25 protein-coding genes are annotated in these 26761 nt (G+C 59.2%); 12 read left to right on the top strand and 13 right to left on the bottom strand.

The features are described from left to right. The 7 genes from ACIPIZ_RS21995 to ACIPIZ_RS22025 form a co-directional block, all read left to right on the top strand. On the top strand, positions 1 to 130 hold a 130-nt coding region (locus ACIPIZ_RS21995), incomplete at its 5' end, for a c-type cytochrome (RefSeq protein ID WP_401167462.1). 43 nt (positions 131 to 173) lie between these two features. Next, the gene (locus ACIPIZ_RS22000) at positions 174 to 791 is read left to right on the top strand and encodes a cytochrome c (RefSeq protein WP_064389729.1); all 618 of its coding nucleotides are present in this window, start codon (positions 174 to 176) and stop codon (positions 789 to 791) included. A gap of 210 nt (positions 792 to 1001) precedes the next feature. Further along, positions 1002 to 1643 (top strand): thiol:disulfide interchange protein DsbA/DsbL, encoded by a 642-nt coding sequence (locus ACIPIZ_RS22005; protein WP_053125396.1) that lies wholly within the window; start codon positions 1002 to 1004, stop codon positions 1641 to 1643. 14 nt (positions 1644 to 1657) lie between these two features. After that, positions 1658 to 2536 (top strand): endonuclease/exonuclease/phosphatase family protein, encoded by an 879-nt coding sequence (locus ACIPIZ_RS22010; protein ID WP_064389728.1) that lies wholly within the window; start codon positions 1658 to 1660, stop codon positions 2534 to 2536. Beyond that, positions 2533 to 4614, top strand: a complete 2082-nt coding sequence (locus ACIPIZ_RS22015) for a diguanylate cyclase (protein WP_401167406.1) — start codon at positions 2533 to 2535, stop codon at positions 4612 to 4614. Before ACIPIZ_RS22010 ends, ACIPIZ_RS22015 begins: the two co-directional genes overlap by 4 nt. A 101-nt stretch (positions 4615 to 4715) precedes the next feature. Continuing rightward, entirely contained in the window at positions 4716 to 5498 is a 783-nt protein-coding gene (locus ACIPIZ_RS22020; protein ID WP_064389726.1) for an N-acetylmuramoyl-L-alanine amidase, read from the top strand. A 76-nt stretch (positions 5499 to 5574) separates the two neighbouring features. After that, the gene (locus ACIPIZ_RS22025) at positions 5575 to 7188 is read left to right on the top strand and encodes an EAL domain-containing protein (RefSeq protein ID WP_236428144.1); all 1614 of its coding nucleotides are present in this window, start codon (positions 5575 to 5577) and stop codon (positions 7186 to 7188) included. Here ACIPIZ_RS22025 and ACIPIZ_RS22030 read toward each other — a convergent pair. Both ACIPIZ_RS22030 and algB read right to left on the bottom strand, forming a co-directional pair. Continuing rightward, positions 7185 to 8975 carry a KinB sensor domain-containing domain gene (locus tag ACIPIZ_RS22030; RefSeq protein ID WP_064389724.1) on the bottom strand — a complete coding sequence of 597 codons (1791 nt, stop codon included), beginning with the start codon at positions 8973 to 8975 and terminating at the stop codon, positions 7185 to 7187. The genes ACIPIZ_RS22025 and ACIPIZ_RS22030 overlap by 4 nt on opposite strands. Before the next feature lie 10 nt (positions 8976 to 8985). Beyond that, a complete protein-coding gene (gene algB / locus ACIPIZ_RS22035; RefSeq protein WP_064389723.1) occupies positions 8986 to 10332 on the bottom strand; it encodes a sigma-54-dependent response regulator transcription factor AlgB in 1347 nt (448 codons plus the stop codon). Positions 10333 to 10759: 427 nt separating this feature from the next. Between algB and ACIPIZ_RS22040 the strand changes: the two genes are divergently transcribed. From ACIPIZ_RS22040 to ACIPIZ_RS22060, 5 genes are all read left to right on the top strand, one after another. Then, positions 10760 to 11044, top strand: a complete 285-nt coding sequence (locus ACIPIZ_RS22040) for a hypothetical protein (RefSeq protein ID WP_064389722.1) — start codon at positions 10760 to 10762, stop codon at positions 11042 to 11044. 73 nt (positions 11045 to 11117) lie between these two features. Further along, the gene (locus tag ACIPIZ_RS22045) at positions 11118 to 11282 is read left to right on the top strand and encodes a DUF1328 domain-containing protein (protein WP_003177151.1); all 165 of its coding nucleotides are present in this window, start codon (positions 11118 to 11120) and stop codon (positions 11280 to 11282) included. Positions 11283 to 11284: 2 nt separating this feature from the next. After that, complete coding sequence (locus ACIPIZ_RS22050; RefSeq protein WP_401167412.1) at positions 11285 to 11749, top strand: inhibitor of vertebrate lysozyme family protein; 465 nt, start codon at positions 11285 to 11287, stop codon at positions 11747 to 11749. Positions 11750 to 12457: 708 nt separating this feature from the next. Then, positions 12458 to 13789 carry a glutamate/aspartate:proton symporter GltP gene (gltP, locus tag ACIPIZ_RS22055; RefSeq protein ID WP_064389719.1) on the top strand — a complete coding sequence of 444 codons (1332 nt, stop codon included), beginning with the start codon at positions 12458 to 12460 and terminating at the stop codon, positions 13787 to 13789. Between the two features lie 200 nt (positions 13790 to 13989). Then, complete coding sequence (locus ACIPIZ_RS22060) at positions 13990 to 15219, top strand: nucleoside recognition domain-containing protein (RefSeq protein WP_007911793.1); 1230 nt, start codon at positions 13990 to 13992, stop codon at positions 15217 to 15219. Between the two features lie 121 nt (positions 15220 to 15340). Here the strand turns inward: ACIPIZ_RS22060 and ACIPIZ_RS22065 are convergent, their stop codons facing one another. The 11 genes from ACIPIZ_RS22065 to ACIPIZ_RS22115 form a co-directional block, all read right to left on the bottom strand. Continuing rightward, a complete protein-coding gene (locus ACIPIZ_RS22065; protein ID WP_401167416.1) occupies positions 15341 to 15967 on the bottom strand; it encodes an ABC-type transport auxiliary lipoprotein family protein in 627 nt (208 codons plus the stop codon). Then, on the bottom strand, positions 15964 to 16902 hold the full coding sequence (locus tag ACIPIZ_RS22070) for an MlaD family protein (RefSeq protein ID WP_064389717.1): 939 nt from the start codon (positions 16900 to 16902) through the stop codon (positions 15964 to 15966). The genes ACIPIZ_RS22065 and ACIPIZ_RS22070 overlap by 4 nt, the downstream gene beginning before the upstream one ends. A gap of 1 nt (position 16903) precedes the next feature. Further along, the gene (locus tag ACIPIZ_RS22075; protein WP_236428152.1) at positions 16904 to 17707 is read right to left on the bottom strand and encodes an ABC transporter ATP-binding protein; all 804 of its coding nucleotides are present in this window, start codon (positions 17705 to 17707) and stop codon (positions 16904 to 16906) included. Beyond that, positions 17704 to 18852, bottom strand: a complete 1149-nt coding sequence (locus ACIPIZ_RS22080) for an MlaE family lipid ABC transporter permease subunit (RefSeq protein ID WP_401167420.1) — start codon at positions 18850 to 18852, stop codon at positions 17704 to 17706. Before ACIPIZ_RS22080 ends, ACIPIZ_RS22075 begins: the two co-directional genes overlap by 4 nt. 54 nt (positions 18853 to 18906) lie before the next feature. After that, the gene (locus ACIPIZ_RS22085; RefSeq protein ID WP_064389715.1) at positions 18907 to 19935 is read right to left on the bottom strand and encodes a DUF5924 family protein; all 1029 of its coding nucleotides are present in this window, start codon (positions 19933 to 19935) and stop codon (positions 18907 to 18909) included. A gap of 191 nt (positions 19936 to 20126) precedes the next feature. Further along, positions 20127 to 21518: a M16 family metallopeptidase gene (locus tag ACIPIZ_RS22090; RefSeq protein ID WP_401167423.1), complete on the bottom strand. Its 1392-nt coding sequence runs from the start codon at positions 21516 to 21518 to the stop codon at positions 20127 to 20129. 169 nt (positions 21519 to 21687) lie between these two features. Continuing rightward, a complete protein-coding gene (locus tag ACIPIZ_RS22095; protein WP_064389713.1) occupies positions 21688 to 23346 on the bottom strand; it encodes a Na/Pi cotransporter family protein in 1659 nt (552 codons plus the stop codon). Between the two features lie 302 nt (positions 23347 to 23648). Further along, positions 23649 to 24290 carry a hypothetical protein gene (locus tag ACIPIZ_RS22100; RefSeq protein WP_224790800.1) on the bottom strand — a complete coding sequence of 214 codons (642 nt, stop codon included), beginning with the start codon at positions 24288 to 24290 and terminating at the stop codon, positions 23649 to 23651. Continuing rightward, the gene (locus tag ACIPIZ_RS22105; protein WP_401167426.1) at positions 24287 to 24988 is read right to left on the bottom strand and encodes a hypothetical protein; all 702 of its coding nucleotides are present in this window, start codon (positions 24986 to 24988) and stop codon (positions 24287 to 24289) included. Before ACIPIZ_RS22105 ends, ACIPIZ_RS22100 begins: the two co-directional genes overlap by 4 nt. Further along, positions 24966 to 25592: a hypothetical protein gene (locus ACIPIZ_RS22110; protein ID WP_224790802.1), complete on the bottom strand. Its 627-nt coding sequence runs from the start codon at positions 25590 to 25592 to the stop codon at positions 24966 to 24968. Before ACIPIZ_RS22110 ends, ACIPIZ_RS22105 begins: the two co-directional genes overlap by 23 nt. After that, positions 25592 to 26749 (bottom strand): DUF2515 family protein, encoded by a 1158-nt coding sequence (locus ACIPIZ_RS22115; protein ID WP_401167428.1) that lies wholly within the window; start codon positions 26747 to 26749, stop codon positions 25592 to 25594. The genes ACIPIZ_RS22110 and ACIPIZ_RS22115 overlap by 1 nt, the downstream gene beginning before the upstream one ends. Positions 26750 to 26761 lie beyond the last annotated feature (12 nt).

The raw sequence follows: 26761 nt of genomic DNA on the forward strand, positions 1-26761 counted from the left end.
GTTGGCGAAAGGTATGGAGACGCTGGTGCAACACGTGACCCAGGGTTTCAAGGCGATGCCGCCGCGTGGTTTGTGCATGGACTGCAGTGCCGAGGATTACCAAGCCATCATCCTTTGGATGAGCGAGTAAACCCGGTCCATAACTTAACCCTTAGCCGTAGTTGGATTAGCTGATGAACAAATTGATCGTGAGTCTGCTGTTGACCGTGGGAATCTCAGGCTTCGCCCATGCTGCCGGTGATGCCGCAGCAGGCCAGGCAAAAGCCGCTGTTTGCGGAGCCTGCCATGGCCCGGACGGCAACAGCATGGCGCCAAATTTTCCGAAACTGGCCGGTCAAGGTGAACGCTACCTGACCAAGCAATTGCACGACATCAAGTCGGGCAAGCGCACTGTTCTGGAAATGACCGGCCTGCTGACCAACCTGAGCGATCAGGACCTGGCCGACATCGCTGCCTATTTCGCCAGCCAGCAAGGCAGCGTCGGCGCCGCCGATCCGAAGATCGTCGCTCGCGGTGAAGCCCTGTTCCGTGGCGGCAACCTGGAAAAAGGCCTGCCAGCCTGCACCGGCTGCCATTCGCCGAATGGCGCTGGCAACGCCGCCGCCGGCTTCCCGCACCTCGGTGGCCAACACGCTCAATACATCGCCAAGCAACTGACCGACTTCCGCAAGGAAGATCCGGCGGCCGGACGCAGCAACGACGGCGACGCGATGACCATGCGCACCATCGCCCGCAAGCTGAGCGACGAAGACATCGCCGCGGTCTCCAGCTACATTCAGGGCCTGCACTAAGGCCAGCGAAGGCCAGCGGATCGAGGTCTGCAGGGGGTGGACATCTCCTGCGATGTTAACGCTCGATTAATCCGTCACAGCAAGTATAAAAAGGGTGGCTTTGGCCGCCCTTTTTTGTGGCCGCTGCCGTTACACTACAGAACTCATGCCCGCCAGGATCTGTCTGAAAACAGGTCGCGCGAGGCGACCCAAATTGTCCAGGAGTAAAGCATGCGTAATCTGATCATCAGCGCCGCCCTCGTCGCTGCCAGCCTGTTCGGCGTGACCGCTCAAGCCGCCGAAGCCCCAGCCGCCCCTTACGTCGAGCTGGCCAACCCGGTACCGGTTGCAGAGCCTGGCAAGATCGAAGTGGTCGAGCTGTTCTGGTACGGCTGCCCGCACTGCTACGCCTTTGAACCGGTGATCAACCCGTGGGTTGAGAAGCTGCCATCCGACGTCAACTTCGTGCGTATCCCGGCGATGTTCGGCGGCCCGTGGGATGCTCACGGTCAAATGTTCCTGACCCTCGAAGCCATGGGTGTCGAGCACAAGGTTCACGCCGCGGTTTTCGAAGCAATCCAGAAACAACACAAGAAGCTGACCGACAAGAACGACATGGCTGACTTCCTCGCCACCCAGGGCGTGGACAAGGACAAGTTCCTTGCCACCTTCGACTCTTTCGCCATCAAAGGTCAGATCGTAAAAGCTCGCGAACTGGCCAAGAAGTATGAAATCACTGGCGTGCCAACCATGATCGTCAACGGCAAATACCGCTTCGACATCGGCTCTGCCGGTGGTGCCGAGCAAGCGCTGCAACTGGCCGACCAACTGGTCGCCAAAGAGCGAGCGGCAACCAAGGCTGCAGCCAACTAAGCGCCGCCACCGCCATGCGCCGCTGGAAGTCCGAACGCATCGTTGGCCTGCATGATCCGCAGGTCAACGAGCATCACCTGGAGTCCACGGGCCTGCCCGCAGACCAGCGACTGCGTCTGCTCAGTTTCAATATCCAGGTCGGCATCAGCACCGAGCGCTATCGGCATTACCTGACCCGTAGCTGGCAGCACCTGCTGCCGCACAACGGCCGCTCAGGCAATCTGCAAAAGATCGGCGACCTGCTCGGCGACTTCGATCTGGTCGCCCTGCAGGAAGCCGATGGCGGCAGCCTGCGTTCAGGCTACGTCAACCAGGTCGAACATCTGGCCCAACTCGGCGCCTTCCCCTACTGGTATCAACAACTCAATCGCAACCTCGGTCGACTGGCCCAGCACAGCAATGGCGTGCTCAGTCGCCTGAAACCGTCGGCGATTGAAGATCATCCGCTGCCCGGCCCGAAAGGTCGCGGCGCGATTCTGCTGCGTTTCGGCGAAGGTCCGGAAGCGCTGGTGGTAGTGATGATGCACCTGGCCCTCGGCGCGCGCACGCGCAGCCTGCAACTGGCCTATATTCGCGAGCTGATCGGTGGCTATAAACACCAAGTGTTGATGGGTGACATGAACACCCACGCCAGCGATCTGCTACAACACTCTCCGTTACGCGATCTCGGCTTGCTGGCTCCGCAGGTGGAAGCGACTTTCCCCAGCTGGCGCCCGCAGCGTTGCCTTGATCATATTCTGCTCAGCCCGACCCTGACCCTGGAAAGAGTTCAAGTGCTGGCACAACCCATTTCCGATCACCTGCCGGTCGCGGTAGAGATTCGTCTGCCGGGTTCGCTCACGGCCGATGCATTGCCCGCGATGAGTCCTGCCCCTCGCGGAACCCTTGAATGAGCGACGAAGCCCAGCGCTGGAAAGAGAAGTACCTCAAAAGCATCGAACAGCAGGACAAACTCGAACGCCGCTGGGCCGCCAGGCTCGACTTGCTTCGACGTGGTCTGGTGCGCAGCACGCTGGCTGCAGAGGGCACCGACAAGGTCGTTGATCAGTGCATGAAAGAGATGCGCGATGTGGTGCGCACCGACGACATGGACGCAGGCCTCGCCGCCCTGCTGCCGCGCCTGGAAAAAGCCGTGCTCGATTCCGAGCAGCGCCGTGAAACCCGCATTGATCAAGTCAGCACCGCGCTGACCTCGCTGGTCACCCAGTTGCAGGCGTTGCCACTGCCGCGTGAAGTCGCCCAGCCGCTGAAGAAATTCGCCAAACAACTGGATGGCCGCGTCGGTTCGGCGCGGGAAATGCCATTGCTGCTGAGTGAGCTCAGCGGCTTGCAAAGCAGGGCATTGAGTCAGCTGGAAACGCCAGCCGAACCGGGACGTCCGGGATTGTTGCAGCGTTTGTTTGGGGCTCGTGACAGTGAAGAAGCGCCAGCTCCGAGCGCAGAAACGCCCGCGCCGGCGCAAGTAACGCGTGAAGTGCCAGTGCCTGCCGCGTCAGAAACCGGGCCAGAACCAGTGCCAGTGCCCGTGCAAGCTGCCGCAGTTTCGGAGCCGGTCATCACCGCTCCCATAATCAAACCACCCGCACCCGCGATCGAGGCCCGCTCGCCGCTCTCGGAGCCGCTGCCAGAAGCTGAAGTGGTTGCATTTGAACCACCTCCCCTGGTCAGCGAAGAAGTGGCTGATACGGCTGTAGCGCCGTCCGTCGAGGCCAAAGCTGAAACCGTCATCGCGCCAAGTGCCGCCCCGACGCCGGCAATGGCCGTCAGCTTCAACCCGGACGAATTGATCCACCCCGGCGACCCGACACCGCTGATCCTCGACAGCCTGCCCCTGCCTGAACCAATGGCGCAGGCCCTCGCAGCTATCGATCCGGAGCATTCCGAGCAAGACATTCTCTTCGCCCTGCCGGACTCCCCAGAGCCGTCGTACAGCTCCGTGGCCAAACACATCGAAGACACCCTGATCGGTCTGCTCGACGACCTGACCCTGCCCGAGCGCCACCGCCCGCAAGCCGAAGCGATGCGTGAGCGCCTCAAGCACGGCTTGAACTGGTATGAACTGATCCCGATCCTCGACGATCTCGCGACGTTGATGCTGGCGATCACCGACAGCGGTCAGCATGAATTCGAAGCCTATTTGCAACAGCTCAACGAACGCCTCGAAGCGTTCCAGAGCAATCTGCAAGCCGCCAGTGAAGGTCACGCCGATAACAGCTCGGCAGCGCGGGCCATGGACACGCAGATCCGCGAGCAGGTCGACGGTTTGCAGACCAGCGTGCAGGAAGCTGCGGATCTGGAAGACCTCAAGCACGTGCTGGAGAACCATCTCGAAGGCCTGCTCGGCACCATGGATCAGCACCAGAAGCAGCGCGACGCCCGCGAGCAGGAAGTCGCCACGCGGCTCAAAAGCCTGTCCGAGCGCGTAGCGCATATGGAACAGGAAGCCCAAGGGTTCCGCGAACATCTTGAAGTTCAAAGACAGAAAGCCTTGATCGATCCGCTCACCGGCCTGCCCAATCGCGCCGCGTGGAGTGAACGCCTCGAGCACGAAATCCAGCAGTGGCAACAACACGGCAACACCCTGAGCCTGGCCATGCTCGACCTCGATCACTTCAAACGGATCAACGACAACTACGGCCATCTGGCCGGCGACAAGGTGCTGAAAATCATCGCTACCGTGCTGCGCAAGCGCCTGCGCGGCTCGGACTTCATCGCCCGTTTTGGCGGGGAGGAATTCGTTCTACTGATGCCAGCCACACCACCTGCAGTTGGCGCCAAACTGCTGGAGACCCTGCGCGCCGCGATCGAAGCGTGCCCGTTCCACTTTAAAGGCGAGCGAGTGACGATTACCCTTTCCATGGGATTAGCGACATTCCGAGCGGGAGAACATAGCGATCTGGTGCTGAAAAGAGCCGATCAGGCGCTATACCGGGCGAAAAACGCCGGACGCAACCGGGTCGAGCTGGGCTGAGCAAATTGTGCCATTTTGTTTAATTGCGCCCGCTGACCGTTGAGACGCAAGGCAGTACGTTACACTGTTGCATTATTGTCTTGCGTGTATTGCCCTCTGCCATGAAATTCTTTGCCCTTCTCGCTTCGCTGCTTGTCCTGGCCGGTTGCGCCAGCGGCCCGCGTTACGACACCAGCCACCCTTCGGCCAACCATGACAGTCGCATTCAGTTTGTGATCGTCCACTACACCTCGACGTCGCTGGAACGCTCGTTGCAACTGCTGACCCACGGCGAAGTCAGCAGCCACTACCTGATCGGCGACGACAAGGGCGGCACCATCTACAAGCTGATGGACGAAAACCAGCGCGCCTGGCACGCCGGTGAAAGCCAATGGCAGGGCCGCACCTGGCTCAACTCCAGTTCGATCGGTATCGAAATCGTCAATCCGGGCTTCAAGGACACGCCGACCGGGCGCCTGTGGTATCCGTACAGCGAAGCGCAAATTCAATCGCTGATCGTCCTGCTCAAGGACATCAGCAAGCGCAACGGCATCAGCCCGCGTCACATCATCGGTCACAGCGACATCGCCCCGCTGCGCAAACTCGATCCGGGCCCATTGTTCCCATGGAAGCGCCTCGCCGCTGAAGGCTTGGGCGTGTGGCCGAATGAAATGGCGGTCGCGCGCCAGCAAATGCTGTTCAACAGCGCCGAACTGCCGAGCATCAGCTGGTTCCAGGCGCAATTGGCGCATCTGGGCTACGACACCCCGCAGACCGGCGAACTCGACGTTGCGACACGCCACGTCCTCGCAGCCTTCCAGATGCACTTCCGCCCTTCGCGCTTCGACGGCACACCGGACGCGCAAACCGCAGCACTGCTGCTGGTCCTTAATCAGACAAAATAATGACGCCCGCCCGACGGTCAGGGCGAAATCGCAATCAGCAGCTATAACTCATTGGTAATTCTTCGGATATTCCATGATGGCTGCTACCCGAGAGACGCTGCGTAGCTGGTTCTTTCGCCCTTGGTTTTTGGCGATGATCGCGGCTGTCCTCAGTACCAGCCTGTTGATCGCCGGCGGTTTATTTGTCGCAATGCGTCAGGTCGAGCAACGTGAAAGCCAGGAAATGAATGCCCAAGGCGAACGATTCCTGGCCCGCCTCGAACAATTGTTCGGTCAACTGCGCGAAAGTCTCGACGACCTCGAAGCCCAACCTCTGCGCAGTTGTGACGACGAAATGATCGCTACCCTGCAGCAAGTCACCTTCAACTATCGCTTCGTTTATGAAGCCGCTTATATGGACGCCTCGCGGATCTGCTCCAACCGTCCGCGCCAGGAAGGTCTGTCCGTTGTTCGTGCGCCGGATATCAAAGGCCCGACCTACAGCTATTGGCTTAACACCACCACCGAACCCGATGAAAACCGTGCAGCACTGATGTTGGGGCGCGGTAATTTTCGCGTCGCTACCTCCAGGGGGCACCTGACCGATATGGTCGATCTGTCGCCCGGCAGCAGTCTGTTGGTGGTGCTGGACCATGGCACTCGAGCCATTCCGGTACTGGGCAAAGAACAGGTCTGGCCACCCACAGAGCAATGGCCGCCGAAAAGCCGCGACGCCTTGCAGGTGACGCACACGCGACTGATCTATCGCATGCCCACCGATAACCCCGAATATCAGTTGGTATTGATCACACCGCGTACCGGCATGCACATCCCCGCTGTCTGGTGGTGGATGATCCCGGTCTGCCTGGTGGCCGGCGCCATTGTCGGTTTTCTGGTGTTTCTGTTGGCGCGTCAGCGCCAATCGCTGGATGCCGAACTGCACGGCGCCATCCGCCGTGGCGAGTTGCAGGTGCTCTACCAACCGATCTTCGACCTCGACAGCCGTAACTGCGTCGGCGCCGAAGCCTTGCTGCGCTGGCGTCGCCCAGATGGCACGCTGACCAGCCCCGACCTGTTCATCCCGATGGCGGAGAACACCGGGCAGATCCGCCAGATGACCGATTTCGTCCTTCAGCGCCTGCTGGAGCAGTTGGGCCAGTTGCTTCGGGCCAACCCGCAACTGTATATCTCGGTGAATCTTGCAGCTTGCGACGTCATGGTGCCGCGCATCGGGCAAGTCATGGCGCGGCTACTGACGTTGCACCGGGTGGCCGCGCGGCAAATCGCCTTCGAAGTCACCGAACGTGGTCTGATTGATGTGGTGGTGGCGCGGGAAAACCTGCAAGCCCTGCGCGATGTCGGCCATCAGGTGCTGATCGATGACTTCGGCACCGGCTATTGCAGCCTCGCCTACCTGCAAACCCTGCCGGTGGATTGCCTGAAAATCGACAAGGCCTTTATTGATGCGCTCGGCCACGATGCGGCGAGCAGCGGCGTCGCCCCGCACATCATTCACATGGCGCAGGCGTTGGACTTGAAGGTGATTGCCGAAGGCATCGAGCTGGAGTCGCAAGCCGAATTGCTCAGCAGTGAAGGCGTCAAGTTCGGGCAAGGCTGGCTGTTCGCCCATGCCCTGAGCGCGGTGCAGTTCATTGAGCTGATCACCCGAGGGCGGCGCCTCACCGGGCGACGCATGGACGACGAAGCCTAAACTGTCAGCGCCATATAGAACTGCGTGCCCTGCCCCGGCCGCGAGTAAACGCCCATCCGCCCGCCGTGTAGCTGGACGATTTCCTTGCACAGCGCCAGGCCAAGACCGGCGCCGCCCTTCTTGCGTCCGACCTGCACGAACGGCTCGAAGATGCGCCCCTGCTGGCCGTAGGCAATACCTTCGCCATTGTCTTCAACACTGATGATCACCCGCTCGCCATGGCGTCGCGCCTGCAAACGTATCTGGCCGTCGCGGGCGGTGTGGCGCAGGGCGTTGTCGATCAGGTTGTCGAGGACGCGGTCGAGTTGGGCCTGATCGGCTTGCAACCGGGGCAATGGCCCCTGCACTTCGACATTCAGTGCGATGCCTTTGCCCAGCGCAAAATCTGCAAAGCGAAGTCGCGCCTGTTCCAGCAGATCTTCGATGGAACACGGCGCCAACGTCAGTTTCTGCAGACCGTTCTGATAACGCGAGAAGTTGAGCAGGTCATTGATCAACTGCATCAGGCGCTGCATTTCTTCGTTCACGGTGTCGAGCAGATCCGCCTCGCGCGACTCCGCTGGAAACTTCGCCCGTTCACGGAACAGGCCGAACGCCATATGCATGCCGGTGACCGGCGTGCGCAGCTCGTGAGAGGCGCGCAGGACGAACTCGCTGCGCACCCGCTCGAAAGCGCGCTGCTCGGTGACGTCGTGCAAGACCATCACCGCGCCGAGAATGTGGCCCTGGGTGTGACTGACCGGCGTCAGGCTGTAGGTCAGCAGGCGCGATTCGCCGTCGACCTCGATACTCAAATCCTCCGGCGCACGCTCCAGAGAGCCGCCGCGCAGCACCAGTTGCAACTGCGCGTCCAGTTCCGGGCGCCCCAGCGCCGTCCCCAGTCCTTGGCCGAGACGGTCATCTTCCCAGCCCAATTGGCGCTGAGCGACTGGGTTGAGGTGTTCCAGATGTCCTTGGCGGTCAATCATCAACAAGCCGTCATCGATACTGTCGAGTACCGCCTGCAAGCGTTGCTGACCGGCAAGCAATTCGTCGACGTTGGTTGCCTGATGCTCACGCAGCGCTTCGGCCATCAGCCCGAAACGCTTGGTCAACTGATTCATTTCCATTGCCGAAGAGATCGGCAGGGTCACTTCAAAATTGCCTTGGCCAATATTGTCCGCCGCTTGCGCCAGCGCTTCGATCGGCGCGCCAAATCGCCGGGCGATACCGTGAGCGGTGACAAATCCGATGATCAACACAGCCAGTCCCACCAGCCCGAGCAGGCCCGCGACGAGGAGCGCCCGGTCGCGGGCGGCGTGTTGTACCGCGTTGATGTTATCGAGGGCATGTTTGTGTTCAGCGATCAGGCCGTTGCGCAAGGTGTTGAAGCGCTCCCGGAAGTCGGCGCTGCTGCCCATTGAACTGGCCGGGTCATGCGACAAATCGAAGGCTTGCAGAAAGCGGAGGTAATCCGCTTTGGCCTGACTGAAACCGTACTGTCGACCATCGCCCTCCTGTTCTTGAGCGATGCCTTCGTCGAGCAATTGGAAGTAATGCTGTTTCGACGCTTCGAAAGCGACCGGGTCAGGTTTTTCCGCCAGCATGATGATCAATTGATCACCCAGCGTCTGTCGCAACTTGAGGCCCAGATCGAGGGTGACGAAGTTGCTGCGCACCAATGCCTCTTGAGTGCCGGCCATCTGCATCACACTGACCAGCCCGAGCAGCAGCCCGAGAAGGGCCACGGTGATCAGCGCGGAAATGCTCAAGAACAAGCGGGTCCGCAACTTCATCGCCAGTTTCATCGCCCGGCACTCACAGGTTGTACTGCTTGCGCTTGCGATACAGGGTCGAGGCGTCGATGCCCAGGGTTTTTGCCGCTTGATCCAGCGTGCCGGCAGTGGCGAGAACCGCGCCGATATGGGCTTTCTCCAATTCGTCGAGACTCAATGCCGCACCGACTCTTGGCGCATTGTTGGCCGGTTGCTCGGCCATGCCCAAGTGGGTGATCTCGACGCGTTCTTGCGGGCAGATGATGCTCGCCCGCTCAACCACGTTGCGCAACTCACGAATGTTGCCTGGCCAGCGGTAACCGAGCAGCGCCTCGCGAGCCTCGTCGCTGAAACCCCGCGCCGGACGTGCGTACTCTTTGACGAAACGGGCGAGGAAGCGGTCGGCCAGCGTGAGAATGTCCTCGGCGCGCTCGCGCAGGGGCGGCAGGTGAAGGGTGATCACGTTGAGGCGATAGAGCAAGTCTTCACGGAAGCGGCCGTCACGCACCATGTCTTCCAGATTGAGGTTGGTTGCAGCAAGGATGCGCACATCGGCGCGGCGGGTGACCGGATCCCCTACCCGCTCGTATTCCTTGTCCTGAATGAAACGCAGCAACTTGGGTTGCAATGTCAGGGGAAAATCGCCGATCTCGTCGAGAAACAGCGTACCGCCGTCGGCCTGATTGACTCGACCCAGCGTACTTTCGCTAGCGCCGGTGAACGCGCCACGGCTGTGACCGAACAGCTCGCTTTCCATCAATTCCGCCGTCAACGACGGGCAGTTGATGGTCACGCAGGATTTTTTCTCGCGCTTGCTCCAGCCGTGAATCGCTCGGGCCAGCTCACCTTTACCGGTGCCGGACTCGCCAAGGATAAGAATGTTGGCATCGGTGCTCGCGACCTGGCGGGCCGTCTCCAGTACGACTTTCATCGCCGGGCTGTGAGAGTCGAGACCGTCTTTCGGCTTGCGGATCTCGCCTTCAAGGGCTTCGAGGCGCGCCGACAGTTGGCGCACTTCAAGTTGTTTGGCGGTGGCCAGACGCAACTGATCCGGGCTGCACGGCTTGACCAGATAATCGGCGGCGCCGGCCTGAATCGCATCAACGGCCGTATCGACAGCCGAATGCGCGGTGACGATCACTACGCGCATCCATGGCGCCTGAATGCGCATTTGCGCCAGTACGTCGAGACCGTTGTCCTCGCCCAAGCGCAAATCCAGGAAGCACAGGTCAAAGACCTGACGCTGCAGCAGGGCGTCGGCCTGAGCCGCGCTGTTCGCTGTGGCGACCGTATAGCCCTCATCTTCGAGGCAATAACGGAACGTACGCAGGATGGCGGATTCGTCGTCCACCAGCAGAATGCGGCCTTGATGCTCAGTGGCAGATTCCATTTTTCCTACGCTCCATAGTGATTGGTCTTGGGTTAGTCCCGGAAAAATCGGGCAAGTTGCATGGTTGATTCTGAACGATGCCAGCCATAGGAGGGTAGCTCTCTCCTGCCGTTACGGCCAATACATTGATTTTGTTGATTATTTAAACAGTCACCGGTTTGCAGGGCATTACCTGCGTCCTTTTCTGACATCTGCGCCCTGCTCTCAATTCCATAAGAATGAATTCTCCTACGAAAAAATCGTGCATTGCGCACGATGCCAGATGAGCCATCGTGCAGGATGCGTCGCGAACGCTTTTCCTCACACTTGTAACATATTGATTTTATTGGTTTTTTTTCAAACAAAAAACTGGCATGCAGGCTGCAATATCTCTTACAGCCCGGGCAGACATGAACTGCCCCAACCGAATAAGAGTGAGGAACCCAGGATGACTCGCCCACGTGCCGCCCAAGTGCGTATCTCGCCACTGCATATCCAGCAAGGTCTGTTTGGCGTATTGGCGCTGTTGATCACCCTGATCGCCTGTCAGCAATACCTGAGCTGGGAAAACAGCCAGAAGGTTGAGCCGCTGATTTCGATCCAGCACAACACGCAAACGCACTTCAGTGCCGTCAGCAGCAGTCAGGCCGAGAGCGCCTCGATGCGCATGATGGATGTCGATCAAGCGCAGCCACTGGATCAAATGCCACGCGAAGAGCGTTGGGTTTTCTGACCAATTGAATGAATTCGGGCGCTACGCGCCGGGACACGCAACACCCCTAAATAGAGAAGTAAGGAGAATCACCATGTTGAGCTGGGCAATTACATTCTTGATCATTGCCATCATCGCTGCAGTACTGGGCTTCGGTGGTATCGCGGGCACCGCCACGGGTATCGCCAAGATTCTCTTTGTCGTGTTCCTGGTGATGTTCATCGCTTCCTTCTTCTTTGGCCGTCGCGGCCGAGGTTAACGATGACTGTTTTAAAGACACTGGCAGCCGCCCTGCTTCTGGGCGGTAGTGCCATGGCGATGGCGGCCAACGATGGCCAGGCGCGGGTCAACGAACTGTTGAGTTCCGACCCGCAGTATCGGCAAACCTGGGAAGGCGTGGTGAAGAAGGAAGAGCGCCTGCCGGAATGGGTGATGAACCTGTCCGGCACGCCTGACCAACAGATGAATGCCGTGACTGAAGATGGCGACCAGTATCTGGTTGGCCCGCTCTGCGAATCTGCAGACAAGTGCCTGAACCACCGCTTGATCGTCGCCTTCAGTTTCGACAAGAAAGACGCATACGCCATGCTCGTCGATGTCCCCGAAGGACTGCCGGCCGACAAGTCGCCCACGCGACATGCCACCTACCGCTTCCTCGGCAAACCCGACCAGGGCATGCAGGATCTTCTGATGGAAACCCTCAAGAAAGATCCGCACTGGTACTGATCTGAACATGAAGGCAGCAGCCCTGCTGCCTTCCATTGCGCCCACCTGAGGAAGGTCGGCGCATGACCAAGGGGCCGGGACGTTCTGACCGTTGCAGGGTCGGAGTGACCTACGGGTACAGGGAGTGCCTGCGCAAGGGCCGGGTCAGGGCAATTAAAAAGCTGCGCCGCAGGTTCGCCGATCCAGCATCGATCGACGGACTTGCGCTGAGCTTTCAATCGAGCAAAACATTGATCCAGAGCGTCCAGCTCATCCTTTTTATCGCTGACACTGCGCGCAAAAACATTACGCGGTGTTTCATGGCGACCGTATATCGACAAAGAGTCCACTTAAACAGTGGGACTTCTAGTCTTCCTACGTAGGCTTTTTCCTAACGTTTTTGATGAATTTTCCTTGCTCAAAAAACAACCAACCTCCGCTGTGATGGCCGGTTCACGGCACTTATGCCGGCCGAAATGTCACAATCGAACCGGTTGGGACGCCAGTTTCAATTAAAAAAGCTCATGCCGATTCGGCATAGGGTAGGCGTTTACGGCATTAGACGTCGCAACCTTGCATCGGAATAGTTGCGCCTTTTTTCGCCTGCCGAAGAGCCGTAAACACGCACTTCGGGGCACCTTATACGGAGGCAGATGCACAGACTTTTCCGCTAAAAAGCGTTCCAGTTCCTGCATGTGCCTGAGTCAAACGCAAGTAAGGGTAAAGATAATGAAGAAGGCAAAAATTAGCCTCGCCTGGCAGATCCTCATCGGTCTGGTTCTGGGTATTGCAATCGGTGCGTTGCTCAACCACTTCAGTGCCGAGAAGGCCTGGTGGATCAGCAACGTCCTGCAACCAGCAGGCGATATCTTTATCCGTCTGATCAAGATGATCGTGATCCCGATCGTCATCTCGTCCCTGATCGTCGGCATCGCCGGCGTCGGCGACGCGAAGAAGCTTGGGCGCATCGGCCTGAAGACGATCATCTATTTCGAAATCGTCACCACCATCGCCATCGTTGTCGGCCTATTGCTGGCCAACCTGTTCCATCCGGGTGCCGGCATCGACATGAGCACCCTCGGCACAGTGGACATCTCCAAGTACCAGGCCACTGCCGCCGAAGTACAGCATGAACACGCGTTCATCGAGACCATCCTCAACCTGATCCCGTCGAACATCTTCGCGGCCATGGCCCGCGGCGAAATGCTGCCGATCATCTTCTTCTCCGTGCTGTTCGGTCTCGGTCTGTCGAGCCTGCAGTCGGATCTGCGCGAGCCGCTGGTGAAGATGTTCCAGGGCGTCTCGGAAAGCATGTTCAAAGTCACCCACATGATCATGAACTATGCGCCAATCGGCGTGTTCGCACTGATCGCGGTGACCGTGGCCAACTTCGGTTTCGCTTCCCTGCTGCCGCTGGCCAAACTGGTGATCCTGGTTTACTTCGCCATCGCCTTCTTCGCCTTCGTAGTGCTGGGCCTGATCGCCAAGATGTTCGGTTTCTCGGTGTTCAAGCTGATGCGCATCTTCAAGGATGAGCTGGTGCTGGCCTACTCCACCGCTTCTTCGGAAACCGTGCTGCCGCGCGTGATCGAGAAGATGGAAGCCTACGGCGCACCGAAAGCGATCTGCAGCTTCGTGGTGCCGACCGGTTACTCGTTCAACCTCGACGGTTCGACCCTGTATCAGTCGATCGCGGCAATCTTCATTGCCCAGCTGTACGGCATCGACCTGTCGATCAGCCAACAACTGCTGCTGGTGCTGACCCTGATGGTCACCTCCAAAGGCATTGCCGGTGTCCCGGGCGTGTCCTTCGTGGTGCTCCTGGCCACCCTGGGCAGCGTCGGAATCCCGCTGGAAGGTCTGGCCTTCATCGCCGGTGTCGACCGCGTCATGGACATGGCCCGTACCGCACTGAACGTGATCGGTAACGCCCTGGCTGTACTGGTTATCTCGCGCTGGGAAGGCATGTACGACGATGCCAAGGGCGAGCGCTACTGGAACTCCCTGCCGCACTGGCGCAGCAAGGAAAAACTGCCAGCCGGCGAAATCTCCAAGAACTGACACAAATCCCTGTAGGAGCTGCCGCAGGCTGCGATCTGTTGATCTTGCTTTTAAAAAACAAAATCAAAAGATCGCAGCCTTCGGCAGCTCCTACATGAGATTGGGGCCACGAGCCTGTAGACGAACCCCGGAGAAATCCGGGGTTTGTCGTTTCTGGCGACCCCGCTATCATTCGCGGCATTCTTCGGGGGATTTGACTGATGCTTAATGGCCTGTGGCTTGGCTTCTTTATCGTCGCAGCCGTGTCGGCGCTGGCGCAGTGGCTGATCGGCGGCAACGCCGGGATCTTCGCGGCGATGGTGGAAAGCATTTTCGCCATGGCCAAGCTTTCGGTCGAAGTCATGGTGCTGCTGTTCGGCACCCTCACCCTGTGGCTGGGCTTTCTGCGCATTGCCGAAAAAGCCGGGATCGTAGAGTGGTTGGCGAAAGTCCTCGGCCCGCTGTTTCTGCGGCTGATGCCGGAAGTCCCGGCCGGTCACCCTGCCCTCGGCCTGATCACGTTGAACTTCGCTGCCAACGGTCTGGGCCTCGACAACGCGGCCACGCCCATCGGCCTGAAAGCCATGAAGGCGCTGCAGGAGCTCAATCCCAGTGCCACCATCGCCAGTAACGCGCAAATCCTCTTCCTGGTGCTCAACGCCTCCTCCCTGACCCTGCTGCCGGTGACGATCTTCATGTACCGCGCCCAGCAAGGCGCGCCGGACCCGACACTGGTGTTTCTGCCGATCCTGCTGGCGACCAGTTGCTCGACGATTGTCGGCTTCCTCTCGGTGGCGTTCATGCAGCGTCTGCGGATCTGGGATCCGGTGGTGTTGGCGTATCTGATTCCCGGCGCACTGATTCTCGGCGGCTTCATGGCGCTGCTGGGCACCCTTTCGGCGACGGCTTTGGCGGGACTGTCGTCGATCCTCGGCAATCTCACGCTGTTCGGGTTGATCATGCTGTTCTTGCTGATCGGCGCGTTAAAGAAAGTGAAGGTCTACGAGGCGTTCGTTGAAGGCGCCAAAGAAGGCTTCGATGTCGCAAAGAATCTGCTGCCGTATCTGGTGGCGATGCTCTGCGCGGTGGGCGTGTTGCGCGCCTCCGGTGCGCTGGACTTCGGGCTCGACGGCATTCGTCATCTGGTCGAGTGGGCCGGTTGGGACACGCGGTTTGTCGATGCGTTGCCGACGGCGATGGTCAAACCGTTCTCCGGCAGCGCAGCGCGGGCGATGTTGATCGAGACGATGAAGACCTCAGGGGTCGACAGCTTCCCGGCGCTGGTCGCGGCGACTATTCAGGGCAGTACCGAGACCACGTTCTATGTGTTGGCGGTGTATTTCGGCGCGGTGGGGATTCAGCGGGCGCGGCATGCGGTGGGGTGTGCGTTGTTGGCGGAGTTTGCCGGAGTCGTGGGCGCGATCTTCGTCTGCTACTGGTTCTTCGGCTAACCACAATTCCAAACTGTAGGAGTGAGCCTGCTCGCGATAGCGGTGTATCAGTCACCGTTGATGGCTATTGATACACCGCTATCGCGAGCAGGCTCACTCCTACAGGGGTTGTGTGTTGGGCTTAGGGTTTTGGCGGGGCCAGTTTCTGGCCCTGGTCGACGGCCCAGGCGACGACTTTCGCGGTCAGTCGATCACTGGCCTGGCCGAACCCGGCCACCACCGCCGGCACCTGCACATCACTCAGCGGCTGGCGCTCTTCAAACCGGCGACTGGCCAGAATGCGCTGGTCATAACCGCGCACCAGCAACGCATCAACCCGCACCACGACGCTGGCCTGCGTGCCTTGATATTCAGTCTGAAACGCCTGCAAATTCCCGCCCAATTCCAGATCGGCCGCAAAGTTGCTGTCATCAGTACTGAGCAACGTAACCCGGCCATCACGCGCAAAGCCGTCGAGCAAGCGATTGCGCACCAGCACCGGCGCCGGATCACTCCAGCGCGAGCCCTTGTAGCTGCTGATCACATCGCCCTGCGGAATCACCGCAATCGTCGGCCGGTTCAACGCTTCACTGGCCTGCAACTTGTTCAGTCGCAGCGACCAATGCTGCGTTGCTGCCGAACTGGCCGCGGCGGGCGCCTGTGCGGCCGGCAAGCGATACACGTCCGACGGCTCGGCCTGGGGCAGAATCGAACACGCGCTGATCAGCGAAATGCCAGCAGCGAAAAGGGCGAGGCGAGTCAGCTTCATGGCGTGAATTCCTTGTTCTTGTCGCGGCCCAGCAGGTAGCCGCTGGGGTTGGCCTCAAGGCGTTGCGAGATGGCGCGCAGCGAGGTCAGCGTCTCGCGCAATTCGCGGATCGCCGGTGCCAGGCCGTTGAGGCCCTGCATGCCATTGTCGAGGGAGTTTTCGTTTTTGTTGAGCAGGGTGCTGATCGTCGCGGTGCTTTGCTCCAGCGACTTCATCGCCTGCTCGGCGCTGCCCAGTGCTTGCTTGCCTTGATCGTTGATCAGGCCGTTGGCGTTGCGCATCAGCAGCGAAGTTTGTTCGAGCATGCTGCCGGCCTGCTTGCCGACCGTCGCCAATTGCTGCATGGCCTGTTTGATGTCGCCGCGTTGATCGTTGATGGTGCCGGTGGTTTGCTCCAGATGCGCGAGGGTTTTGCTCACACGTTCGACGTTTTCCGGGGAGAACATCTGATTGGCGTTATGCAGCAGCGCGCTGATGCCGGTCATCAAATCGTTGCTGTCATTGAGCAGGCGCGAGATAGGCGAGGGCGAAGCGACGATCAGCGGCAGCTTGCCGTCATGACCACTCAGTTTCGGGCTCTGCGGCGTGCCACCGCTGAGCTGGATGATCGACGTGCCAGTGATCCCGGCCAGCGCCAGTTTCGCCTGGGTGTCTTCCTTCACCGGCGTGTCGCCAGCCAGACGAATCCGCGCCAGCACCCGCCGTGGGTCTTTCGGATCAAGGCGCAGGCTGATCACATCGCCGACCTTGATCCCGCTGTACTGCACCGAACTGCCCTTGGACAGACCGCTGACGGCCTCGTTGAAGACGACTTCGTAATCCTTGAACTCGGTGTCGACGCTGGACTTGGCCAGGAACAGACCGAAGAGCAGGGCGCCTGCCACCACAATCACGGTGAACAGGCCGATCAATACATGATGCGCTCGGGTTTCCATGTCAGACCTCGTTGAGCAATTTGGCGGCGTCCAGCGCCGAGCGGCCGCGCGGGCCGTGGAAGTATTCGTGAATCCACGCGTCGTCGGTTTCCGAAACGACGTCGATGGGTCCTGCGACCAGCACCTTCTTCTGCGCCAGCACCGCCACACGGTCGGTGATGGTGTAGAGCGTGTCGAGGTCGTGGGTCACCAGAAACACACTGAGGCCGAGGGCATCGCGCAGGGTCAGGATCAATTGATCGAACTGCGCCGCGCCAATCGGATCGAGGCCGGCGGTGGGTTCGTCAAGGAACAGAATGTCCGGATCCAGCGCCAGGGCCCGGGCCAGCGCGGCGCGCTTGATCATGCCGCCGGACAGCGACGCCGGGTATTTGTCCGCCGCTGACAACGGCAGCCCGGCCAGCGCCAGCTTCACCGCGGCCAAGTGTTCGGCGTCGTTGCGGCTGAGGCCGGCGTGTTCGATGAGGGGCAGGGCGACGTTCTCGGTCACCGTCAGCGACGAGAACAGTGCGCCTTTCTGGAACAACACGCCAAAGCGGCGTTCGACCATCGAACGCTCATGCTCGGACAGGCTCGGCAGGTTCTTGCCGAATACTTTGACCATACCTTCGCTGGGCCGGCGCAAACCGACAATGCTGCGCAGCAGCACCGATTTGCCGCTGCCGGAACCACCGACCACGGCGAGAATTTCGCCTTTGTACAAATCCAGATCGAGGTTCTCGTGCACGCTCTGGCTGCCGAAGCGATTGCACAGGCCACGAACCTCGATCACCGCCTCCGAGGGCGCGCGGGGTAGACGACTCACCAGCCCATCTCCATGAAGAACAGCGCGGCCACCGCATCGAGCACGATCACCACGAAAATCGACTGCACCACGGCCGACGTGGTGTGGGCGCCGACCGACTCCGCACTGCCGCTGACCTTGAAGCCTTCCAGGCAACCAATCGCGGCAATGATGAAGGCGAAGATCGGCGCCTTCACCAAGCCGACCAGAAAGTGCTGCACGCCGATGTCCGACTGCAACAGCGTCAGGAACATCGCCGGCGAGATATCCAGCGACACCGCGCAAACCACGCCGCCACCAATGATCCCGCAGAGCATCGCCAGAAACGTCAGCATCGGCAGCGCCACCAGCATCGCCAGCACACGCGGCACCACCAGCAACTCCATCGGGTCGAGGCCGAGGGTGCGGATCGCGTCGATTTCTTCGTTGGCCTTCATCGAACCGATCTGCGCGGTGAAGGCACTGGCGGTGCGCCCGGCCATCAGGATCGCCGTGAGCAGCACGCCGAATTCGCGCAGGAACGAGAAGCCCACCAGGTCCACGGTAAAAATCGTCGCGCCGAAACTGGCCAGCACCGTCGCGCCGAGAAACGCCACCACCGCGCCCACCAGAAAGGTCAGTAACGCCACGATGGGGGCGGCGTCTAGGCCGGTCTGTTCGATGTGCGCGATCATCGGCGTGATGCGCCAGCGCTTGGGCCGGAACAGGTTGCGAGCGATGGTTTCCAGAATCAGGCCGACGAAGCCGAGCAACTGCAGGGTGTCTTGCCAGATGGTATCGACGGCGCGACCGATGCGCGTGAGCAACTGCACGCTGACGCTGATTTCCGGCTCCTTGATCGGCACGCAGAAATCGCTCATCGAGCAGTACACGGTTTGCAGCAGCGCACGGTCGGCGGTGGAAATCGTGCAATCAGGATGCTCGGCAGATTTACCGAGACGTTCGGAGCCGAGCAGTTCGACCAGCAACGACGCGCCAGCAGTGTCGAGGGCGCCGAGGCTGTTGAGGTCAATTTGAGTATTGGTGTCGTACTGGCCGCGAAGCTTCTCGCTCAGGGTCTTGAGCTCGGCGTAATGGGCAAGCGTCCAGTCCCCCGTGACCCGCAGACGAGCAGGGGTTATCGACGTGTCCAGTTGGGCATTACCGCTGATCGAGCTGCTGGTCATAAGCTCCGTGCTTTTCGGCTGATTACGCTGGGATAGGTAATAGCACGAACCGGACTACTTTTCTTTGATCGCTGTGCTGTCGGTGATTTCGAAGCGCAGCACGCCGATCACCTGGCCATCCTCGGTCAGCACTCGTACCTGCCATTTACCCGCCGGGTTGCCGGGGAAATTCTGCTTGTGCGTCCACGCGCGGTAGCCTTCCTTGCGCCCGCCGTGGATATCGAGCGGAATGCGGTCGACCTCTTTGCCGTTGAACTGCCAGACGTGATAAATCCGCTCATCGAGGCCGCGTGGCGCGTTGATCGCGGTGTAGGCGTAGAGGCCATCGCCACGAATCTGCTCGGCGCTGACCGTGTCGAGACTGGCGCCGGGCGTGCGATCCTGCATTTGCGTGCTGATTGCAACGTCGGTCATCCACAACGTCGCCGGTGGCACCCACGAACGCAGCGCCCAGCCGACGCCACCAATGCCGACGGTGATGCACAGAATCGCCAGCGCGTTGCGCAGCGTGCGGATCGGGAAGATCGACGCCAGACTCGGGAACGACAACAGCACGGCAATGCCCAGCGCCCACTTGAAGCTCTGCGCGGTGGTCAGGTGCATGATCACCGGCAACGCGGTGAGCAGGGCGGCGAACAGGGTCAGCGTGTGCAACGCGAGAAACGCCCAGCGCCGGGGCGCCAGCCATTTGTAATAGAGCGGATCGACGATGGAAATCAGTGCCGCGACGCTGAGCAGGCCGGTGAAGAACAACTGACCGCTGTTCCACGTCGTGGTGATGAAGAAGAACGGCAGAACGAAAAACAGGCTTTCCTGATGGATCATCTGCGTCGCGTAACGCAGCAGCGGCTGGGGAATCTCGCGTTTGAACACGCGGGTGAAGAGACCGGTGAGGGTGTTTTCCAGCATCAGCCAGATCCAGCTGAGCAGCATGATCACCGTGATCCAGCTCGCCAGCCCTTGCTGACGGTCGACCATGATGAAACTGCCGACCCCGGAGATGAAACCGCCGAGCGCAATGACCCCGGGATAGCGCTTCATCAGTTCGAGAATGCGCTGGATCAGGAGCTGTATTTTCGGCATTTGGGCGGTTCACAACTGGATAGGAAAAAACCTCGACAGAGTAGCGCCCGCCGGGCGATGTGGCGAGGCTGCCGGTCACTTAAAACCAACGCATTCCCTTGTAGGAGTGAGCCTGCTCGCGATAGCGGTGTATCAGCCGAAGAAATGGTGACTGAAGGACCGCTATCGCGAGCAGGCTCACTCCTACAGGGTTAGTGTTCGGCCGGCCGGCGGCGGTGGTGCAAACGCCAGCCGATCAGGATCAGCAACACCAGACCCAACCCACCCGCACTCAACCACAACACCTGATCATCACTGATCAACGGCTTCTCGATCCGCAGATACCCCGGCTGCAACAGCAACTCGCGCATAGCCTTGTTCGCTGCTTCCAGGGTCACTCCTTGCAGCTCGCGCGCGGGGTTGGCAAAACGGCCGTCCTGGTAATCACCGAGGGCGCTCCAGTAATAATCCGCCAGCGCGCTGTTGCCCTGGACCGCCCAGGCCTGATGGGCGATGGAAGCCTGTTTGATCCGCGCAAAGGTGTCCGGATCGAGGCCGTTTTTCAGCAGAGCGGCCTTGAGGTCTTCCAGCACCTGGATCGCCTCGTCGACGTCATCGCGATCCAGATCGGCGTTCAGACTCATGAAGCCGACGCCGCCAAATACCTCACGCTCAGCCCACGGCCCGTAGGACAAACCGTGATTGAGGCGAATCTGTCGATACAGCGCCCAGTCGAGGTAATCCTTGAGGATGTCGAAGGTCTGGTCGTATTGATCATCGATCACCGGTTCCGGCACCAGCCAGTGCAGTTTGGCGCTGTCGCCGATGAAACCACGGGTGAGGGTGCGTTCATGGGCGGCGCTGGTGCGGATGTCCGGCAGTGGCCGATGTTCGCTCGGGTCGACCGCTTCGAGGGCGCCCCAGGTGCGTTCCAGATAGGCCGGCAGCAGTTTGTCGAGCTCACCGACGACGATCAGGGTCATGTTGTTCGGCGCGTACCAGGCCTTGCGCACCTTCTCCAGTTGCTCCTGGGTCAGGTGGCCGACCTCGGCGCGTTGCGGGCATTTCAGGCCAAGTTCGACGGCCAGTTGATTGCTCGCGGTGTGGCCGAGATCCTGGCGGTCAAGAAAGCGCTGCAGACGCGTGTAATGGCCGCCGTCCTCACGCTCGACTACACGTTTGGCGGCGTTGATCGCGTTGTCGTCGATGCGGGTTTGCGTAAGCAGATCGAGCAGCAGGTCGAGGACCTTGCGCTGGTTTTTCGCCGGGGCTTCGATGACGAAGGTGGTATCGGCGTTACTGGTAAAGGCATTCCAGTCGCCGCCCAACGCTTGCATGCGTTCCTCTAAACCGCCTTCGCCAGTGGCGTCGATGCCGCTGAACAGCAGATGTTCGAGCAGGTGCGGCAGCTCTTTGTCATCGCAATCGAAATCGTCGAGGCCAACGCCGACCACCAAGCGGATCGCCACATGCCCACGCTCGGTGCCGGGTTTGAGCAGCAACTGCAAACCGTTGGGCAGCGCATAGCCTTCGACCTGAAAGCGATCCAGGGCAAAGGCGGGCAGGGAACCGAGCAACAGACAGGCGAACAACAGGCAACGCATAACAGGCTTCCATACGGCTGATTTGGAGATCCGTGTCGTCAGTCAGGGCCCCATCGCGAGCAGGCTCACTCCTACATTTGGAATGCGTCCCCCTGTAGGAGTGAGCCTGCTCGCGATAGCGGCCTGAAGGCTGAATCAAAGTAACTGACTAAACCCAGCCGTAAAACGTTCAAGGCGAATGCGTAATGTCGGCAATATCGTCCGCCGGCAGCGCGCCGGTGTCCGCCGTTTCCAGCACCACATAGGCACTACCGCAAAACAGCGAATTGAGCCGCTTCATGTCGGCAATCAACTCCAGATGCAGCGAACTGGTCTCGATACTCTGCACGATCTTGCGTTGCAAACGGCTGACATGCGCATGGGCCAGACGCCGCTCCTGTGCGCGAAAACGGCGTTTCTCACGCAGCAACTGCCGAGCGCTTTCCCGGTCGCCGCTCAGGAATACGGATAGACCTAAACGCAGATTGGAAATCAATTGCTGCTGCAGTCCGGCCAGATCCTCCAGGCCTTCCTCGGAAAACGAGCGGCGCTGCGAGGTTTTCTGCTGCTGGATCTTGCGCAGCATGCGTTCGATCAGGTCTGCGGCCAATTTGAGGTTGATCGCCAGCTCGATGATCTCGGCCCAGCGCCGACTGTCCTGCTCGCCGAGATCCTCGCGGGGCATCTGCGCAAGATACAGTTTGATCGCGCTGTACAGCGCTTCGACATCGTCGGTCAGCCGACGTATTTCCTGAGTGACGGCGGTCTGCTTGCCGCGCAACACATCGAGGGTGGCGTCGAGCATGTTTTCCAGCAGATCGCCCATGCGCAGGGTTTCCCGCGCGGCGTTGGCCAGTGCCAGACTCGGCGTGACCAGCGCGGTGGCGTCGAGATGCCGTGGCTTGGCGGTGCCATTGGCCTCCGGGCGTTCCGGCAGCAGCCACGCACACAGCCGCGCCATCGGCCCAACGCTTGGCAGCAGGATCAAGCAGCGTGCGGTGTTGTAGAGCAGGTGGAAGCCGATGACCATTTCCTGCGGGCTGAAATCGAGGCTGTCGATCCAGTGCACCAGCGGGTCGAGCACCGGGATGATCAACAGCAGGCCAATCAGTTTGTACAACAGACTGCCCAGCGCCACTTGCCGGCCAGCGGCGTTCTGCATGCTGGTGCTCATGAACGCGAGAATGCCGCTGCCGATGTTGGCGCCGATCACCAGACCGATCGCCACCGGCAGGCTGATCACACTGGCGCCGGCGAGGGTCGCGGTGAGCAGCACGGCGGCGAGGCTGGAGTAGGAAATCATCGCGAACAACGCGCCGACCAGGGCATCGAGAAGGATGTCGCCGGTCAGCGAGGCGAAAATCACCTTAACGCCTTGGGCGTGGGTGATCGGCGCAGCGGCCTCGACGATCAATTGCAGCGCGAGAATGATCAGCCCGAGCCCGATCGACACCCGGCCCATTTGCCCGAGCCGCGTCTGTTTGCGCGACAGGAAGAAAATCACCCCGAGAAAGATCAGCAGCGGCGACAGCCATGACAGGTCAAACGTCAGCACCCGCGCCATCAGCGCGGTACCGACGTCGGCGCCGAGCATGGTCGCCAGCGCCGGGGTCAGCGCCATCAGACCCTGACCCACGAAGGAGGTGACGAGCATGGCCGTGGCATTGCTGCTCTGCACCATGGCGGTAACGACAATGCCGGCAACGAACGCGAGCCAGCGCTTGGACATGTTCTGGCCAATCACATGGCGCAGGTTGGTGCCATACACCCGCAGGATGCCGGTTCGAACGATGTGCGTGCCCCAGATCAGCAAGGCCACGGCGGAAAGCAGATTGAGCAGGGTGAGCATGCAAACCCCCTGTAATAGCAGCGCCCCAGAGGGGCAAGTGGACGGTACCGCGCGGTTTCTACGTTTTTGATACTTAAGCTGTAGTTGGCTAACGGTCTGGGCGCCAGCATTGCACAGCTAAAGAGTGGATTGAAACAAAAGTGTCATGAAAAGCACTTCATCCACCCCCTTCCACAATCACCACAAATCCCTGTGGGAGCTGGCTTGCCAGCGATGAGGGCGGCACTACCGACATTGATGTTGCCTGACACGCCGCCATCGCTGGCAAGCCAGCTCCCACAGGGTTTGCGGGTGTGGCTGAATCAATCGCTGAAATGATCTTTACTGAGCCCGATGTCGATCAGATACTTGGCCGTTTCCACATTCCGCTCATCACAACGCGCATAGCACTTGATGTGCATCAACAGGCTGTATTTGTGCGGAACCAGCAGAATGACCCCATCCGCCTGATCAAAAAGCTTCGCTTGTAGCTGTCGCTTTTCATCATCGCTTTGCACTTTGATCCAATCATTTCCCTCAACGGGTTCAGGAATCCATTTGGCGTCCCTGAACCTCGCTTGCAGCTCACTCAAAAGTTTCACCGTCTGGTCGAAGGGAAGTGTTTCAACCATTGGAGACGTTGTTATGCCGTCTACTTTCTCTTTGGTGTAGCCCACCGCCCCGTAGATGGTTTTGGGCAAAGTGAAGCCATGTTCAGGGTCATCAAAAGTGATCACGACCGGGCTGCCAATCCAGGTCGAGTCGACCTTGGGCGGGTCACTTGGGTACACGGCTGTTTTCCGCTCAACAGGAAAACTGGAGTCTTTGACGACTTCGGCATAGGGCTTGCCGATGCGAACGACCAGAAAATCCAGCGGATAGTGGAAAGACGTCAGGCATACATACAGCATGAAAAACGCTGCTCTGCGCCAGTATCGACTGCGCCACTTGTACCGATTACTCATGCTCCGCTTCGATCCCGACCCACACTGATATCAATCAGATATTTCGCAGTCGTCGGATCTTGCTTGTCACAGCTTGCGTAGCACTTGATCAAGAGCAGCAAGCTGTACTTTCCCGGTACGTACAAATCAATGCCAACAGCTTGATCAAAGAGTTTCGCCCGTAGCCGCTCACGTTCCGGAATGGAGTCAAGATTGAACCAGTCGTTTTTTTCCAAAGGCTCAAGCTTCCATCCTCGCGATTTGAGGTTGCTCTGAGTAACAACTAATCGATCCAGAGCTTCTGCGAACGGCAAAGTTTCTATCATCGGCGAGGTCGTCAGTGTCGAGACTCTCTGGCTTGCATACGTCACAGCGCCGAATACAGTCGGGGGAAGTTTGAAGCCATTAACAGGATCATCAAACTCAATGATGGTCGGGCTGCTAATCCATGTAGAGCCTGGGCGCGCGGGATCCTTCGGGTCATTAGGATCGCCAGGATAGATCGCCGTTTTATCTTCGACCGGGAAAGTTGAATCCTTAATGACCCGTTCGTAGGGTTTGCCGATATGAACGGATAGGGTCTTGGCACCCAATGGCCACGCCATAACTCCAGCCAGCAAAATCGTAGCGGCGCCCATCGACACCCAATGCTTACCTGCCAAGGTCGTTGATTTCCTCCGAGACGGTTTAAAACGATCAATCACTGAAATGATCTTCACCAAAACCTACATCAATCAAATATTTCGCCGTCTCCGGATTCCGCTCATCGCACCGTGCATAGCACTTGATGTGGAGGAACAGGCTGTACTTGTGTGGGATCAACAGAATGACACCGTCCATTTGATCAAAAAGCTTGGTCTGAAGACGCACCTTGTCCTCTTGGGTTTCAGTCTTGAGCCAATCATTCCCTTCAACAGCTTCTGGCGACCAACCTGCCTTTTTGAACATCTGCTGCAGCTCTCCCAGCAGATTCACTGCTTGCTCGAACGGCACCGTCTCCAGCATTGGTGACGTAGAAAGGGTGATCGCTTTGAAGTCAGACCAGCCAATCGCACCGAATTTTGTGACGGGCAACGTGAACCCATGTTGCTCATCATCGAAAGTGATGATCACTGGGCTACTGATCCAAGTCGAACTTGGGTGAGGTGGGTCACTGGGATAGATGGCAGTTTTATCTGTTACAGGAAATGATGAGTCGCGTACGACATCGCCATATGTTTTTCCAATGTGGAAAGAAATTTGTAGCGGACCTCTTCCGAAATAGAGGGTCAGCGCAATAGCTCCCAAAACAAAGGCAGCGGCGTAGAAACTGCGCTTACGCATCACCTTACTCCCCCGCCAGCTGCAATCTCACGGATGGATTGCTCAAGTTTTGCACGAGAGGACGGCTGTTTAAGCAGTTCGTTAAATTGAGTAGCAGCGCGCAGTACAAACTCCATTCGCTGATCCTTATTGGCAAGGTTAGCCAGCGGATTGCTGCCAAAAGCGACTTTTCGACTATCGGGCGCTTTACATTGACTAGCGAGAGTAAGCTGGATTTCTTCGGCAGCCCCCGGCAACAATCCGGTCACAACAGAAATAACGTCACCCCCATGTGTCCCTCGCATCAACAGGGCAAAGTGGGTTTCGTCGTACATCGCTGGCTGAAGAATGTCGACTTGTTCATGAAGCGCCATTTGTTCAACGCTACCGGAAATATTTCCCTGATCAATGGCTTTGAAGGTTGCGTAAATCTCAGGATTATCAGCGCCAAACTCTACTTTTTCAGCAATCGGCCACATCACATCTTTCGCGATTTCGCGCCGGCTCTTCAGACACTTCTCCATTTCCTTGTAACCCCGCACCATAAAAAACCGGTGCAACGGATAAACGTCTAGAAACAGCGATGTATTACCCAGCGCCAACATCTCATACACATAATCCAGCTGCTGCTGAACCACTGAGCGTGGGTTGTCGCCGATAGTGATGTCCTCGGTCGGCATCGGGTTTGCCGCTCGGGCTTTTTCCAGTTCCTGTTCAACCTCAGGATTGGTTTTGCTGAACTTGAATCCGAAACCTTCGAACAAGGTTTCCGATGGGGCGGTTCGCAGCTTTTCCAACGCTGCTTTCTGCGCAGCAATGGCGGTTTGCAGTTTGGTGGCGTGGATCAAGCCACACCCCACCTGCTTCGAAGCAAACGCCGCCAGCCCCGCCCACTGAAAGCGGTTATCCGCCAGCCACAGCTGCGCGTACGCGGCGTTGATTTTGCGGTTGCGGGCCTGGGGGTCGGCGATGAGGACGCCGCCGGGGGCGACCCAGTCTTCGGCTTCTTTCTGGAAGCGGCGCCACAGGCAGTTGCAGGTCAGCAGCGGGACTTCGACGCGGGTTTTCGGGTTGGGGCCGGCGGTGTTGGTTTCGCGTTTGCAGGTGGGCAGCTCGCAGGTGCTGTCCCAGAGTTTTTTCATGTCCAGGTCGTCTGGAGCGATGCATTGTCCGGTCATGGTTCTTCCTTG

Source organism: Pseudomonas sp. NPDC087690, assembly GCF_044743175.1.
Classification (GTDB): Bacteria; Pseudomonadota; Gammaproteobacteria; order Pseudomonadales; family Pseudomonadaceae; genus Aquipseudomonas.